The 15,182-nt window shown below is 50.2% G+C and carries 12 protein-coding genes, 1 tRNA gene and 1 pseudogene; 2 read left to right on the forward strand and 12 right to left on the reverse strand.

Going from position 1 to position 15,182, the window contains the following annotated elements; genetic code table 11:
• Positions 1-235: 235 nt before the first annotated feature.
• Positions 236-1,184 (reverse strand): annotated as a pseudogene (locus Q1A69_RS19050) (IS30 family transposase).
• 724 nt (positions 1,185-1,908) lie between these two features.
• On the opposite strand from Q1A69_RS19050, the gene Q1A69_RS19055 reads away from it, so the two are divergent.
• Positions 1,909-2,493, forward strand: coding sequence for an HD family hydrolase (locus tag Q1A69_RS19055; RefSeq protein ID WP_299589158.1), 585 nt, complete (start codon positions 1,909-1,911; stop codon positions 2,491-2,493).
• 495 nt (positions 2,494-2,988) lie between these two features.
• Here the strand turns inward: Q1A69_RS19055 and Q1A69_RS19060 are convergent.
• A tRNA-Ser gene (locus Q1A69_RS19060) sits at positions 2,989-3,076 on the reverse strand.
• A gap of 136 nt (positions 3,077-3,212) precedes the next feature.
• Positions 3,213-3,779 (reverse strand): nitroreductase family protein, encoded by a 567-nt coding sequence (locus Q1A69_RS19065; protein ID WP_299589161.1) that lies wholly within the window; start codon positions 3,777-3,779, stop codon positions 3,213-3,215.
• A gap of 241 nt (positions 3,780-4,020) precedes the next feature.
• Here Q1A69_RS19065 and Q1A69_RS19070 point away from each other — a divergent pair, with 241 nt between their 5' ends.
• Positions 4,021-5,415 (forward strand): adenylate/guanylate cyclase domain-containing protein, encoded by a 1,395-nt coding sequence (locus Q1A69_RS19070; RefSeq protein ID WP_299589164.1) that lies wholly within the window; start codon positions 4,021-4,023, stop codon positions 5,413-5,415.
• Positions 5,416-5,433: 18 nt separating this feature from the next.
• Here the strand turns inward: Q1A69_RS19070 and cyoD are convergent, their stop codons facing one another.
• The 9 genes from cyoD to Q1A69_RS19115 form a co-directional block, all read right to left on the reverse strand.
• Positions 5,434-5,754 (reverse strand): cytochrome o ubiquinol oxidase subunit IV, encoded by a 321-nt coding sequence (cyoD, locus tag Q1A69_RS19075; protein WP_299589167.1) that lies wholly within the window; start codon positions 5,752-5,754, stop codon positions 5,434-5,436.
• Positions 5,747-6,373, reverse strand: coding sequence for a cytochrome c oxidase subunit 3 (locus Q1A69_RS19080; RefSeq protein ID WP_299589171.1), 627 nt, complete (start codon positions 6,371-6,373; stop codon positions 5,747-5,749). Before Q1A69_RS19080 ends, cyoD begins: the two co-directional genes overlap by 8 nt.
• Before the next feature lie 7 nt (positions 6,374-6,380).
• Positions 6,381-8,456: a cbb3-type cytochrome c oxidase subunit I gene (locus Q1A69_RS19085; protein WP_299589173.1), complete on the reverse strand. Its 2,076-nt coding sequence runs from the start codon at positions 8,454-8,456 to the stop codon at positions 6,381-6,383.
• Entirely contained in the window at positions 8,453-9,328 is an 876-nt protein-coding gene (locus Q1A69_RS19090) for a cytochrome ubiquinol oxidase subunit II (RefSeq protein WP_299589175.1), read from the reverse strand. The genes Q1A69_RS19085 and Q1A69_RS19090 overlap by 4 nt, the downstream gene beginning before the upstream one ends.
• Before the next feature lie 449 nt (positions 9,329-9,777).
• Complete coding sequence (locus Q1A69_RS19095) at positions 9,778-10,251, reverse strand: hypothetical protein (protein ID WP_299589177.1); 474 nt, start codon at positions 10,249-10,251, stop codon at positions 9,778-9,780.
• A gap of 85 nt (positions 10,252-10,336) precedes the next feature.
• Positions 10,337-12,013 (reverse strand): DcaP family trimeric outer membrane transporter, encoded by a 1,677-nt coding sequence (locus Q1A69_RS19100; protein ID WP_299589179.1) that lies wholly within the window; start codon positions 12,011-12,013, stop codon positions 10,337-10,339.
• A 344-nt stretch (positions 12,014-12,357) separates the two neighbouring features.
• Positions 12,358-13,188, reverse strand: a complete 831-nt coding sequence (queF, locus tag Q1A69_RS19105) for an NADPH-dependent 7-cyano-7-deazaguanine reductase QueF (RefSeq protein WP_299589181.1) — start codon at positions 13,186-13,188, stop codon at positions 12,358-12,360.
• A gap of 8 nt (positions 13,189-13,196) precedes the next feature.
• Positions 13,197-13,970, reverse strand: a complete 774-nt coding sequence (locus tag Q1A69_RS19110) for an ABC transporter permease (RefSeq protein WP_299589184.1) — start codon at positions 13,968-13,970, stop codon at positions 13,197-13,199.
• A complete protein-coding gene (locus Q1A69_RS19115; protein ID WP_299589187.1) occupies positions 13,970-14,902 on the reverse strand; it encodes an ABC transporter ATP-binding protein in 933 nt (310 codons plus the stop codon). Before Q1A69_RS19115 ends, Q1A69_RS19110 begins: the two co-directional genes overlap by 1 nt.
• Positions 14,903-15,182 lie beyond the last annotated feature (280 nt).

A 15,182-nucleotide genomic window follows, 5' to 3' on the forward strand; every position in this document is an offset into this window, starting at 1 on the left:
GAAGGTGTTAAATTACTTGAGCCCACTGGAATTTTTGGTGGGTAAACGTGTGTCACTTATGTTGGCAATCTAGGAATTAGCCTTGATGTATCAGATAGCCCTTTGAGTTTTGATGTGATTGCAGCTTGGCATTCCCGTTCAAGTAAAGATGCACTGCATAACTGGATTGTTAATTTTTTATAAACCTTGACTTCAATTAATATATGCAATACTTTCATGCTGCTAGAAGATTATCTTACAGCCCCATAAATCGCTTATTCGGTGACCTTCCACCCCAGCTCGCTCTTGGTCTACTTTTAGGAAATCCATTACAAATTGAATCTACTCGTCTGTTATTTTATTGAATCCTGTATCCTTTTAGAAATACTGGCTAATGAGGCCGTTAGTATTTTCATTGATCCCTCTATCCCAAGATGAATATGGGTGAGAAAAATAAATATCAACTTCCAAGCCTTCCGTAATCGTTTCATGACCAGCGAATTCAAGACCATTATCGAATGGTAATTGTTTTGATTTTATCTTTGAAACTCACCACATGGCTAATTGCCGCTTCAGCCAGTAAGTCTGATCGTTTGCCAGTCAATCTAACAATAAAAGCAAATAACGTTTTGCGCTCGACCATAGTCAGAAAAGCTCCGCCACGCCCCCTGCCTATAACGTTATCACCTTCTCAGTCGCCAATCCGATTCATTCGGTCTACAACAACTGGTCGATTATCTATGCACTCTCTGTTTTTGATCTTTCCGCGTCGATCATACTTACCGTATCGCTTGCGATAGAGTTTTGGTGCAACCCTAGAGAGCCTGTATAAGCCTTATACCATTTGCCTGATCTAAATAAATTAGTTGCTAGATCGTCTGATGATGTAACGATATACCTGTATGTCTCTTTAAATAGCTTACAGTTTGCTGGGGGCTTAATTCTTTCCGAATTAGGGTTTTTATTTGTTGCCACACGCCATTAGTCACTTTCTGTGCCTTATACGCTTACTGGCGTCTTAGTTCTGATAGCTTATTTGCTTGCCCTGGACGATATCCTCGTAAGCCAATATTGCGTCTTAGCTTTCGGATGATCGCCGAGGGATGTCTCTCTAACAACTTTGCTATTACTTTCTAAGGGTGCCCGGCTTTTCTTAGGCTGAAAATCTGGTATCGTTCGATCTCGCTCAGTTGGTAGTAGCTCATCAGTGCCTTTCTCTTGGTCGGGAGAGGTGCCGACTCTACCAGCTAAGCCCTCCTTTACCAATTGCACTTATTATCCGAAGCCAAGAATTTTATTATTTTTAGCGCAATAATTTGGTGGTTTGGCATCCACCCATTTTGCTTGGATTTTAAATTAGCGAACTTATAAAAAGCTATCGCCAAACGAAAAAAATAACTGGAAAGTAAACGCACCTGAATTCAAAAACACCTCTCCATTTAGATTTTTCCACAAGATCCTAAGGCATTAAACTTCACCCTATAATTCGAACCATTTTCTCTCCAACTCTTATTCTGATAATATTCTTTGCAATAAAGCGGTGGATAGATATCGCAAACAAAGCGGTTGTCATCAATAGGCTCGCGGATATTAAGAACGCAGAGTTATGTGGTTCTTCCGGCGGTGAATTTCTTTAAGTTTGTATAAATGGCTTAGAAATGCTCATTGTGCAATTCAAAGATACTGTTCAACCATATATTAGTGGAGCGCAATGTGCGGGTGAGCGCCGAGTCCCAGACACTGAATGGGGCAGTAAATTCTCAATCGGCAGTTTCTCCACCTCTAATGATCCTTGCGGATACTGAATAAACCTAGAATTTGGATTGGTACTGTATGGAATCCGCAGCGAATCGACATTTAACAAGCGGCTGTTGTCGCGTCTTCGGCGCTCCACGGCCGCCCCAAAGCTGGGCGTATAGGAGGTAATACTTGACCGATAGAATTTCAGCAATATCAGATTTCATACTCCAATTAGACGCATTGAAATCCGTGAATCGTCGCGCCTACATCAATGGTGGCGAGAGAGTGGAAAACTCCGCAGAACATTCATGGCATTTGGCTATGGCATGCTGGGCTTTCGCAGAGCTACTGGAGGATGATTATGATATACCAAAACTCATCAAACTTTCCTTACTCCACGATCTCGGAGAAATCGGTGCTGGAGATACTTTTCTTTATAGTAACAATAGAGGCAACGCCCACATTGAGGAACGTGAAAGTGTAAAAAAAATCGCGTCACACCCAGGCAACTCAATTCGAAGCATCCTTCCTCTTTGGGAAGAGCAAGAGATCGGTGAAAGCAAAGAATCAAAATTACTAAAAATCATTGACCGCTTGTTGCCATTTCTTCATAACATTACCAGCGAAGGTCGCGCTTGGCGTGACAACGGAATACATAAGAATCAAGTATTAAAAATGCATCAATTTATTGAAAATGAAAGCCCAGAACTCTATGGCTGGTTTATTTCAAAACTTGAACATGCAGTTGAGCAAGGTTGGCTAGATAACTCCTGACAGGGCAGCGGGGTGAGAATGGCTTCACTCTGTTTCGGCAGCCTGACATTGCAGCGTTATGCCATATAAGGACTTGCACAAGAAGCAGCTGTAATAATTCTGTTCCTAGCTGTTAGAGTTTCTTCCAAACCGAAGCTGGCTTACCAGCCAAACTTCATCGTCTCCGGTATGATTTCCGATAGAGAGATTGCGCCCGCCCACGGTAGCCGAGGCGCTAATAATAATAACCGGATGTTCTAAGGAGGGCTATTCCCCTAACGGGATCAAATAGGTTCTGACGCTATCGACTGGGATGCCGGGGAGTGGAGGCTTGGATGGAGGATAAGCTTGATGGTGCCACTTAAAACAAGCGGGGACCGGCCGGCTGACAAACGGATCTCCCGGAAGGCCAGCGAAGTCAGCTGTGCAGATTGCTAAGAAAATAATAGAGAGGCAAGTGGGTAACTGCATAAGCAGAAAACAAAAAAGCCCGGCATAGGCCGGGCTTTTAGAAGATGGCGGTGAGGGAGGGATTCGAACCCTCGATACCTTGCGGTATACACACTTTCCAGGCGTGCTCCTTCGGCCACTCGGACACCTCACCAAATTGTCACTCTTTCGGGCAACCCACCTCTCGGTGACACCTCTTAAGGACTAAATCTTCAAGTAAATCAGGAAGATAGCTTCTGTCCCGTCAAGAGAGCGCGCACTTTACCCAAATGTTTCTTCATGTGCAAGTACTAATGTGCACCCCAATACGAAAAAAATTCATCAACGGCTAAATCCGGCGCCTGCCGAGGCGCCTTGTCTGGAGTTCCGCAATAAATAAAGCCAGCGATCCGCTCGTTATTTGCAAGACCTAAGCCCTCCGCGACCAATGGGTTTCCGGCCAAAGGTCCGGTGCGCCAATAGGCGCCTATTCCCTCAGCATAGGCAGCGGTGAGCATAGCCTGTACCGCACCGGCAGTGGACATATGCTGCTCCAAGTGAGGGACCTTTGGGTGCTCCTGTAGCCGGGTGATCGCCACTATAATCAGCGGGGCGCGCAGGGGCATGGCCTTGGTCCGCTGGCGCTGAGCCTCGGTCAGGGCTGCCCCTTCGGCCTGTTCAGCGGCCTTTAGAAAAATTCCACCCAGACGTTCACGCCCCTCGCCTTCTACCAAAAGAAAGCGCCAAGGGCGCAGACAGGCATGATCCGCAGCGCGCAGGGCGGCAAGAAAGATGTTTTTCCGCTGCTGCTCAGTGGGTGCAGGCTCGGTAAGCTTACCCGTTGAAACTCTGTTGTGCAGGGCGGTAAGGGCATCCATCGTTCTCTCCAGTCATTTGTCTAAGCGCTGAGTGTACCCTAACCATCCTACAGAGCGCATACGTACTCCCAGCATAAAAACCACACAAAACTATCGGTTTTTTAGCAATCTGGCTTTTGTAGGAGTACACTTCGCCGAGTAAATCACTGCGCGGCCACAGGGGCTGGAACATACCAGAACCGACCCAAGGCCTGCCCGCAGTTTGTTGATTACTGCTTAACGGACAAAAAGATAACCACAAATGCAGGACCAGTTTGAGGGGAACGCAGGGCAAGGTATTAGCCCCCACTACTCTACTTATTTTCGCACCCTAATTCTTTTTGCGGCTGCAGGTACCCTGGCAACTGCAATCGAGTGGTCATCTCCCTGGCATCTGGACAAACTGCTGACCGCGGGCACATCCGTTTTCTTACTCTTATACTGTGCCTTCGCCCAATTCCTGCTTTATAAGTCCCGCAACAAGAAAGCCTATAAGACTCGCCGCACCTTGTCGTTTATCGATACCGTGCTGGTAGGCATCACCATCGCATTGGCTAATTTTGGCATGCTGCCGTCTCTTTTGTTTATCACCATGGTGCAGCTCAATGCCCTTACTCAAGGCGGTGGCCGTAAGTGGTTTGAACAAAATACCGGTCTTTTAGTTGGCGTGGTCCTGGGCTACCTAATGCACCGGCCCGCCCTACTGATTAACGCCGACCTCAGTATCAGTACGCTGAGCCTGATTGGTATCCTCGCTTACCTGTGTGCTTATGCCTTTTTTACCCACCGCCAAATCGGCAAACTCAAAGAAGCCAACCAATTGCTGTCCACAGAGCAGCGCGTCAATAAAATGCGCTCTTACAAACTCTCCAAGTACTTGCCACAGCGTCTGTGGCGCTCCGTAACTACCGGCGATGAAGAAGCACTAACAACCCAGCGCAAATTACTCACGGTTTTCTTTTCCGACATCAAAGATTTCAGTCAGCTCACCGAAGAATTGGAAGCCGAAACTTTTACGTTGCTGCTCAACAATTATCTCTCCGAAATGGCCCGAATTGCCGGCCAGTACGGCGGCACTATCGATAAATTTATTGGCGATGCGGTAATGGTAGTCTTTGGAGACGATGCGAGCAAAGGACCCAAGTCCGATGCTCTGCGCTGTGTAGCCATGGCCCTGGCCATGCGCAAGCGGGTGCGGGAGATGAAGCAGGAATGGTACAACAAAGGCATCTCACGCCCTTTACAGGTACGTATGGGAGTCAACACCGGCTACTGCACCGTTGGTATTTTTGGCACGGCCAACTACCAGTCCTATACCGTAATGGGCACCCATGTAAACCTCGCTTCCCGCCTCGAAGGCGCGGCGCAGCCCGGGGAAATACTGATCAGCCACGAGACCTGGGCCATGATCAAACATACCGTCATGTGCCGCGACAAGGGGCATATCACCGTGAAGGGAATCAGCACACCGGTCAAGGTTTACCAAGTGACCGACCTGCGCAAGAATCTTGGTGGTCAACAGAGTTATCTGGAGGAGCACGCTCCGGGCTTTTCCATGCACTTGGACCTGGATAAAATTCGAAATTACGATAAGGTCAAAGTGCTGCAATCCCTGGAAAAAGCCACATCCAGCCTTAAGAGCAAAGTGATAATCTAAGCCCGCCCGATTCCGCCGCTACATCGTAGTGTGCATGCGCATCGCCAGGTTGCCCATAATCCAGGCCGTGCCGAGCACGATAATCAGCAGGATCAGCGTGGAGAAGAGAATCAAGGCCAGATTGTCTCGCCCCTCCTTTTGCGTTGTGACATTTAAGAAGCACTTAAGCTGCACAGTCAGCTGGGCCACCCCAAGCAACCCTACCAGTAAGAGCACACTCTTATTTTCCCTGCCCACCGCAGGCACCGCCCAGAAGGCAGCTAATGTGAGCACTACCGACAGGACATAACCTGTCAGATAGGTGCGCAGGTGGACGCTAAAACCCGATTTTTCAGCCATAGACCCAGCCACCAAAGTAAACTACCGAGAAAATGCCGATCCAGATCAAATCCAGGAAGTGCCAGAATAAAGCCAGGCGTAGAAAGCGCAGTTTGACAAGATCCGTCATGCCCACCATCAGTACCTGCACGATCATTACCAGCATCCACAGGCAGCCAAAAGTCACGTGCAGACCATGTAATGGCACCAGGCCGAAAAAGGCTGAAAGATACCCACTGCGCTGAGGTACCCCACCTTTCGCCGCCATTTCGGAAAAGTCGTACAACTCCAACGTCAGGAAGCCGAGCCCCAGCAGCAATGTGATCACCACCCAAAACAAAAAGCTCCCCTGGCTGCGCTGGTGCTTCATGGTGATTGTGGCGATTCCCACGGTCAGGCTGCTGGTGAGTAGCAACATGGTCTGCGCAAAGAGGCTGCCAAAATCGAACAACTCTCTAGGCCCAGGCCCACCGGCCGTAGCCCCAATCATGGTGATATAGATGGCAAAAACGACCCCGAAAAAAATCAGGTCGCTCATCATGAAAACCCAGAATCCGAAGATCACCATATCCGGGTCTTTATGAATGGCCCCTGGGTCCACACTCGGGGGCTTACTAATAGAGGATGAGTTCCCGCTCATTGGTTAACTAATGCTCCAACTTAGCGTAGCCATTGTTTTGTGGCGTATTTTCCAAATCTCTACCCACAGGCTCGGTATTTTTTACCAATTCCAACCATCTCTCTGTGTCCTGCTGCACCTGGCTCGCGGGAATTATTTGTTCACTATCCCAGCGGAAAGTGGAGGCAATCACCACAACAATGATGGCCAACGCAGTAATCAGGGCCAACCACCAGATATACCAGACAAGCGCAAACATCAGGATACCGCTCAACACACAGAGGATAAATCCCAAGGGATTATTCCTCGGCATCTCAATATTCCGATATACCTTTGGGGGTTGGTAAGCGCGACCCTGTTCCTTGGTTTCAGTAAATTCATCCCTATCCGTTACTCTGGGTAATTCGGCAAAATTATAAGAAGGAGCCGGTGCCGAAATAGACCACTCTAAAGACCGGCCATCCCAGGGGTCTCCCACGGGGACACGGTTTTTCTTCCGGTCTCGCAGACTCACAAGCAGTTGCAATATCAGAGTGACTAGCGCGCAGAGCACCACCATAGCGCCAATAAACGCCACTAACATATAGGGCTTGAAAGTCAGATCCATATAGCTGAATGAACGCCTGGGCATGCCTAATAAACCCGCGCCATAGAGTGGGAAAAAGGTCAGCATAAAACCCACAATCCACAAATAGGCCGACCATTTCCCCAGGCGCTCATCAAGACGAAAACCAAACGCCTTGGGAAACCAGTAGTTATATCCAGCCAGCAAACCAAAAAGCACGCCCGGAATCAGCACATTGTGAAAATGCGCCACTAGGAACAGCGTGTTATGCACCTGGAAATCAACTGTTGGATTAGCCAGGATCACCCCGGACAGGCCACCAATAACAAATAGAATCAAGAAGCCAATGGAATAAATCATTGGCGTGGTAAAACGAATCCGCCCCCGGTACATGGTTGCCATCCAATCGTACACCTTCACCCCCGTAGGGACCGCAATCAACATGGTGGCTATACCAAACACAATATTAATTGTAGGACTCTGCCCCATGGTAAAGAAGTGATGAAGCCATACCGTAAAGCTCAAAACGGCAATACTCATGGTGGCAAAAACCAATGACTTATAGCCGTACAACCGCTTTGCGGAATAGGTGGAGAACACCTCAGAAAAGATGCCATAGGCAGGCAAGACCAACAGGTAAACTTCGGGGTGACCGAACAGCCAAAACAAATTGGCGTAGTTCATCATATTCCCACCAAGGTCATTGGTGAAAAAGTGGAAATCTAGGTACCGGTCAAAACCGAGCATCAGCGCCGCCACACTGAGCGGCGGCATAGCAAAAATCATTAATATCGAGGAGCAGAGCACCGTCCAGCAGAACATGGGCATACGAAAAAAACCCATGCCAACAGCGCGGCATTTAAGAATAGTAACGGTGAAATTTATTCCCGTCAGAGTGGTCCCCGCCCCGGAAAAAACAATGGCCCATATCCAATAGTCTGGCCCTACACCGGGATTAAAATCTGTCCCTGTATACGGGGGATAAGCCGACCAACCGCCAGTGGAAAACTCACCCACCACCAAGGAGACCATCAATAGAATCCCAGATGAGGCCGTAATCGCCAGACTAATTTGGTTAAGCACCGGGAAGGCCACATCGCGGGCACCAATCTGAAGGGGCATCACATAGTTGACCAGCCCCACCACAAATGGCACGGCGACAAAGAAAATCATGATAGTGCCATGGGTACTGAACAGCTGGGCGAAGTGATCCGCATAGAGAAAGCCGTCTGGTGCGGCGGCCTGTTGCGCTCGCATCACCATGCCTTCCAACAATCCGCGGGTCATCATCACCAACGCGAATACGATGTACATGATGCCGATTCTTTTGTGGTCTGTACTGGTCAGCCACACAGACCAGAGGGTGCCCCACACCCGAAACCAAGTCAGTAAAAAAAGAATCGCCACCGTCGCAAAAATAACGATGGAACCAGCAGTACTGGCTACGACTTCACTCACAGAAAAATTGGTGAATAATTTACTGAAAACAATAGAATCCCAGCTCAGTTTCCCCAGCCAACCATAATCCATAATGTTCATGGCTGCGCTCCCTCTGCCGCATCCTCTCCCTGACCAAACTTTTCTGTGCCAGGCTGCTGCTCCATATTGAGCGGCTTACCCGAGTGATACCGCATAACAACACTTTGGAAGAGCTGTGGATCAGTAAGCGTAAAATAGAGCGCATGTTCTGGCATTTGCGCGGTACCCAACTCTTTTTGAACCTCCACACGGGTCGTTCTCATTGCCAGGCGATTATACGTTTCACTGTCAAGCGCAATACCCCTGGCGCGAACCTGGGCCACCCAGGCCTGAAAAGCCTCTTCATTTTTTATCAGTACGTCAAATTTCTGTCCGGTAAATCCCTTGCCGGTATATTGGGTATTTTCCCCTTGAGTTTTTCCATTTTGGGTAGCGATGAAGTTGAGCTTGGTGGTCATGCCAGGCATTACATAGATCTGCCCCGCCAACGCCGCAATCCAAAAAGATTGCATCACCGTATCACTAGTCAGGATCATGGAAACCGGGGTGTGCACAGGAACCACCAGTTCGCCCACTGTGGCAATTTTTAACTCCGGATAGATAAATAACCACTTCCAATCTAACCCCACAACCTGCACAGAAATAGGCGGCACTACGCCCTCAATTTCTTCATAGGGATCCAGGCTGATAGTGGCGCGCCATAGCATAAATGAAAGGACAAAAATCACGAGAAATGGAACGCCCCACATAATGACTTCCAGCGGACCGTAGGACTCCCACTTGGGCGCATAAATACCTTTTCCTTTTTTACGTCGATATTTAATAAGAATGACTGGCACTAGTATGAACACTGGTAATATTGCCACCATGGTCAGCGCTGTGGCCCAGAAGAAGTGGGTTTTCTGCTCATGAGCGACCGGCCCCAAGGGCATCAGGAAACTTTCTGTAGCCGAGATGGACTGAGGGAATAAAAAAATGAGAAGTACTATAAAAGGAAAAATTGCCAACCCATAAGAGCGGCGATTTATCTCCCCCCACACTTGCATCCACTTTTGGAACAGCCCAATAGGGGCCTTAGCAGTCCAATCCATTGCAAAGCCTACCGACCTTAGGATTACGCAGGCACCCTCACTAGGCTACCCGCAATTCCAAATTCACCATACACGTGCTCCGCGCAATAATACGCGTCTGGTGCTGACCAGGAGCCGTTGTACGGCTCGTCTCACCAGAATAGCTGAATTAAACTCCGTCAATTCAATAGTGATAAATGGCTGATGGCGGTAAATGATATTTACTGGGGACAAAGGCGCCCTACTTCGGGGGATTTTAAAATCTCAACTTGGCACGCCTCAGAGACAGAACCAATTTCTGTATGGGGTGACTAGAAAACATTTCCCTTCATCATTTCCTGAATAATGGTTTCCACGTACTCCAAGGCGTCCCTCTCCCTGGGCCGACGTATTTCCCCCCCGACATAGTTCACCAGGAAGCTTTCAGACTGTAATGACCAGTACACCTCTTCACCCGGAGCCATATATAAGCGGGTTTCCAAAATGCTCACCTGCGAATTTGAAATATTTCTATTCAGGGGTTTAAAACTAATTAATTGAGTGACCAACAAGGTATCAAATTGATACTTCGCGAGAATATCGGCCACCTCTCCCATAGAGGGCACACTTTCGCTAGCGGCAAAATAACTCCATGACAAGGCATTCACACCGTAACGCCCCAACTGCTCGACCCACACATCCTCCAAGTGGAAGCCGACGACTGGACGGGGAATTAGTGTATATGCCAATACCAGGGTTTTTCCCAGAGGGCGCTCGGCAATCAGGGGCGAGCGCCAAGTATCCACCACAACGGTTCTCGGCGAGCTGCAGGAGAGCATGAATAGGCAAAGCAGAGTACAGAGTGCCCCCCGCCCCTCCCCACACCTTCGATTAAAACGAGATGCGGCTGGTGAACTGGGTACGCCAGACTGAACCGTAGGATCCATCCTTATCCTCGCGGGTACCATAAAGGGCCTCCACTCCAAATAACCAGTGTGGTGTTGGGGTCCAGGCCAAATTAATACTGCTGTATTGCGTCTGCCGAAATGAGAACCCTGGCTGGAAGTCAAAATTGTCCTGCTGCACCAACCCATAACTGGCAACGGTATACAGGCATGGAGTCCACCAGTGCTGATAGGCGATATACCAGGCGAGCGTTGGCATCGCCTCGAGACGATTATTGGCAAAGTCATAGGTTGCGTCAGGGGGCTCATCATCTAAAAGCCCCCCATAACCGGCGCCATAGCTCACCGAGTAAGAGGCAAAATCTGGCGCAAGCCTACTGGGCATGTCAATGACGCCGCTGACGTTAAGCCCCCAACCCGTATCCGAAACCGCCGATTGTGGCTCTCCACTGCCACGCAAATCCCTGAGGATAAAGCTTCCTTGCACATTCACCCTATCGGTCTGAGAAATCACCGCCACTACGACATCGGGCCAACGTGATACCTCCTCAGCCCTCTGAAAAACCCGATCAGTTGGCGCATCCAAAGCAACTTGCAGGGTCAGTGTTGGGTGATACTTACGACTCCAACGTACTACCGGGCGCATCAAAGCCAACAGTGAGTTGGGCCCTTCGTAGTCCAAGGTATTAGGCGAGGCGGTTAAATTACTGAACGTGGACCAGTCGAGGCCCAGCCGTAAGTCTCCGCCCAGTAAAATATCACTGACCTGGCCGTATGACTTGCGCAGACGCAGCAACGGCTCACTGACAGTCGGGTCCTGCAGGAAATCCATAGAAAATTCATTTTCGATCAGACGACCACCCCAGGGTGTTCTTGTTTTGAGTACCAACCTCGATACCTGAACGGAAACATTGGTCTGACCATCCTCCCCCTCTGCTGCGGTTCTATCACTGGTGACAATGGCACTGGTTGTAAATTCCGCCGGGCTCACAATGGCGCCAGTATCATAATTTGCATCCAGTTCGGCAAAACCACTGATTTTCAGTCGCATAGTGCTGCCAAGCACAGGGATAGACCCCGGCCAGTCTGTTGGCGCACTGGAAATAATCTCTTCAATCTCTGTTTGCCCAGCGAGTTTCGGATCGCCCTTAGCCTGGTGAGGAAGTAAAGATCCAGGCGGAATAAGCTTGCGTCCTCTTTTAATTCGATGATCCAAGTCCTGGAAGCCTACCCGACTGGACGGTTCATCAGCCTCTCGTGGCGCAGGGGGGGACGGCTTGGGTATTGGTCTCGGTGCTGGTGCTGGTGCTGGTGCTGGTGCTGGTGCTGGTGCTGGTGCTGGTGCTGGTGCTGGTGCTGGTGCTGGTGCTGGTAACTGAGGCTGTGTCGGTGCAACGAGCACCGGAGAAGTTTCAGGCGGAGCCGGTGCTCGTGGCATTGACTTGCGCAACTCTTCAACTTGTTGTCGCAGAGCTTCAAGATCCGCTTTTTGGCGTTGAATCTGGGCCTCCTGCGCCTCCAGTTGTCGCTGCTGAGCCTCGATCACCTGCACCAGCTGATCCGCTTCAACATAGACCTGGGCATTGGCGGACTGGGAGGAAATAAGCTGGATAAAAAAAACAATTACCGCTGGAGGCGCCGGAGACTGTGCCTGGATTTCCATGTCTACGTCTCGACTCTGCCTCCTGCGATGCCAACCTGTTATTAACCTGGCAGTGGGGTGTGCAAACCCTGATCGGCTTCAGGGTTTTATGTCGATCTGCGCCCCATTCACTTTCTGGCCCAGTTAATAAAAGCGAATAGGTTATACAAACAGCCTGGCCGTTTTTCTGCGAACCTATTCAGGCAAGCTTAGTTCAAGAGGAGGCGCCGCCACCACTTGTGAAAAGCTGTGCGGCTAACAAGCTAAGTAACTACTGCACTAGCCGGCGGTTATCGCCCCAGCGATATTGGCCAGGCACCCTACTGGATCGCAATGCAACCAATACCGATGAACAAAGAGCGGGCTTATTGGCGGGCAAAACGCGGAGGTAGTGCCTTTTCAACACGAGTGGAACGCTGAGGGTTAATATCCAGCCCACCCCGGCGGGTGTAGCGAGCACAGACCGTCAACTCAGAAAAATCGGCAATGGTCTGCAGGTCACAGAAAATTCGCTCAACACAATGCTCGTGAAAATCCTGGTGCTCACGGAAAGCAATAAAGTAGGCGAGCAACGCTTCGCGCTCCAGTTTTGGCCCCTTGTATTCCACCAGTACAGTGGCCCAATCCGGCTGACCGGTAACCGGGCAATTACTGCGCAACAGGTGACTATAGAGTGTCTCACTCACCATCTCACCACTTTCGTCCAGCGCAAGAAGTGCGGATTCCGGCTGGTACTGTTCCACCGCAATATCCAGCTGGTCAAGGCAGTACCCCATCGGTTTCTGCACATCCAGGGACACATCCTCCACCTCTAGAAGGGTGACACGCACGGCGGTACCCACGGCGGTACTCAGATCACGCACCAGGGTATCCCGCACCAGACGCCAGGACTCAAAGCGGCTTTGATTAAACGAGTTGAGGTATAACTTGAAAGACTTGGACTCCACCATGTAAGGGCTTTCCGCCGGAAAGCTGAAGCGCGCCACCGCCACCTGGGGCTTACCCTTGGTATTGAGCCAGGAGAGCTCGAAACCCCACCACTCATCCTCACCGAAAAATGGCAGGGCGCCGACAGAGAGCCCCAGCTGAGCGCGGGAGATGCAGCGCTGTATAGGGTGCAGCAACTCCGGGTTGTAACTCGATTCGTAAACAGTCTCCCGGCCCAGCGGGAGATTTTCCCAGTCTTCTCTGTTCATATTCAACCTCAGTGCCTCAATCGCTTGCCGTGACTCATCAGGTAGAGCCCCCAGCTGGCGAGAAGTCCAATAAATATCAAAACCCCAACAAAAGCCCAGGCCACATTGATATCGGAAACGCCCAGGATGCCATAGCGAAAAGAATTCACCATATAGAGAATCGGGTTCAGTTTCGACAGCCCCTGCCAAAAGGGCGAGAGCAGATCAATGGAGTAGAAAACACCACCCAGGTAAGTCAACGGAGTCAAAATAAAAGTCGGGATAATGGAAATCGCATCAAAACTATTGGCATAGATAGCATTGATAAAGCCCGCCAGGGAGAATAGCGTCGACGTGAGAAATACGATAGCGACCGTAACGCCCAGATTCTCGACACTAAGCGAGGTAAAAAACATCGCCACCACCGTGACGATCAGGCCGACAATCAAGCCCCGCGCCACCCCACCCAGCACGTAACCAGCCATCACCGCCCAGTTTGGCGTGGGCGACACCAGCAACTCCTCAACGCTGCGCTGAAACTTGGCGCTGTAAAAAGAGGATACGACATTGCCATAGGAGTTGGTGATCACCGACATCATGATCAACCCAGGCACCACAAACTCCATATAAGGGTAGCCGCCCATATCCCCAATACGACTACCGATAAGGGAGCCGAAAATCACGAAGTACAGGCTCATGGTGATCACCGGCGGCACCAGCGTCTGCGGCCAGATGCGCATAAAACGGCGTACCTCCCGACGGAAAATAGTGCTGAATGATATCCAGGTTAACTGACCGCTCACTAATCCAGCCCCTCTTCCTTTTCCTCGGACAACAGAGAAAGAAACAACTCCTCCAGGCGGTTGGCACGATTGCGCATACTGGTCACCGTAACCCCCTGGGCTTTGAGTTCCACAAACACCTCGGTCAGGGACTGCCCCTTCTCCACGGTGATTTCCAGGGCGTGACCATCCAACAGTCGACACTCAAACCCCGAGAGCACCGGCGCCTTACTGAGGAACTCACTGCTGTCGAGAATAAAGGTCTCCCGATTGAGGGTTTTTAACAGGGATTTGATGGAAGTGTTTTCAACAATAGTGCCTTTATCAATAATGGCAATATTGCGACACAGACTTTCGGCCTCTTCCAGGTAGTGAGTGGTGAGAATAATCGTGGTACCGCGGGCATTAATCTCCTCGAGAAAAGCCCACATGGAACGGCGCAGCTCAATATCGACCCCAGCGGTGGGCTCATCGAGGATCAACAATTTGGGTTCGTGAATCAGCGCCCGCGCAATCATCAGACGGCGCTTCATCCCCCCAGACAGCATGCGCGCCTGGGTATGCCGCTTATCCCACAGTCCTAACTGCTTCAGGTATTGCTCTGTGCGCGCCTCCGCCAACTTACGCGGCATTCCATAGAAGCCGCCCTGAGTAGCCACAATATCGAAGACTTTTTCAAACTGGCTGAAATTGAACTCCTGCGGCACCACGCCTAACAGGCGCTTGGCGGCGGGAAAATCACTATCGATGTCGACACCGAAAATCGACACGCTGCCAGCCGTCTTGCGTATCAATGAACAGATAATACCGATTGTGGTGGACTTACCCGCGCCATTAGGGCCAAGCAGGGCAAAGAAATCCCCTGGCTGCACTTGGAAGCTGATCCCCTTCAGGGCCTGGAAACCACCTTCGTAGGTTTTTTGCAGATTCTGGATAGATAGCGCGGCGGTCATCTCGAACTCCTGTCGCTAGAGGCGCTTTCAACGTGTTTGTCCGAATAATTTCAACCAGAGAGGATATGCAGCGGCAGATCCCCCATGCCGCGGAGGGCGATATTTCAGGCGCGCACTTGCTGTCCAGCAATGCCAGTGCAAGTTATAAACTTAGAAGCAATTTACCGGAAAATAAAAAAGCCGCTCGATTGAGCGGCTTTTTTATTTGGAGCGGGAAACCGGGTTCGAACCGGCGACCTCAACCTTGGCAAGGTTGCGCTCTACCAACTGAGCTATTCCC

Source organism: uncultured Microbulbifer sp. (genome assembly GCF_947498635.1).
Taxonomy (GTDB): domain Bacteria; phylum Pseudomonadota; class Gammaproteobacteria; order Pseudomonadales; family Cellvibrionaceae; genus Microbulbifer; species Microbulbifer echini.

Excerpts from the sequence above, each read along its gene's own strand:
- queF (WP_299589181.1), bottom strand. The coding sequence starts at position 13,188 with ATGAACAGAGAAGACTGGGAAAATCTCCCGCTGGGCCGGGAGACTGTT.
- Q1A69_RS19090 (WP_299589175.1), bottom strand. The coding sequence starts at position 9,328 with ATGCCCTTGGGGCCGGTCGCTCATGAGCAGAAAACCCACTTCTTCTGG.
- cyoD (WP_299589167.1), bottom strand. The coding sequence starts at position 5,754 with ATGGCTGAAAAATCGGGTTTTAGCGTCCACCTGCGCACCTATCTGACA.
- Q1A69_RS19100 (WP_299589179.1), bottom strand. The coding sequence starts at position 12,013 with ATGGAAATCCAGGCACAGTCTCCGGCGCCTCCAGCGGTAATTGTTTTT.
- Q1A69_RS19085 (WP_299589173.1), bottom strand. The coding sequence starts at position 8,456 with ATGAACATTATGGATTATGGTTGGCTGGGGAAACTGAGCTGGGATTCT.
- Q1A69_RS19070 (WP_299589164.1), top strand. The coding sequence starts at position 4,021 with ATGCAGGACCAGTTTGAGGGGAACGCAGGGCAAGGTATTAGCCCCCAC.
- Q1A69_RS19115 (WP_299589187.1), bottom strand. The coding sequence starts at position 14,902 with ATGACCGCCGCGCTATCTATCCAGAATCTGCAAAAAACCTACGAAGGT.
- Q1A69_RS19065 (WP_299589161.1), bottom strand. The coding sequence starts at position 3,779 with ATGGATGCCCTTACCGCCCTGCACAACAGAGTTTCAACGGGTAAGCTT.
- Q1A69_RS19080 (WP_299589171.1), bottom strand. The coding sequence starts at position 6,373 with ATGAGCGGGAACTCATCCTCTATTAGTAAGCCCCCGAGTGTGGACCCA.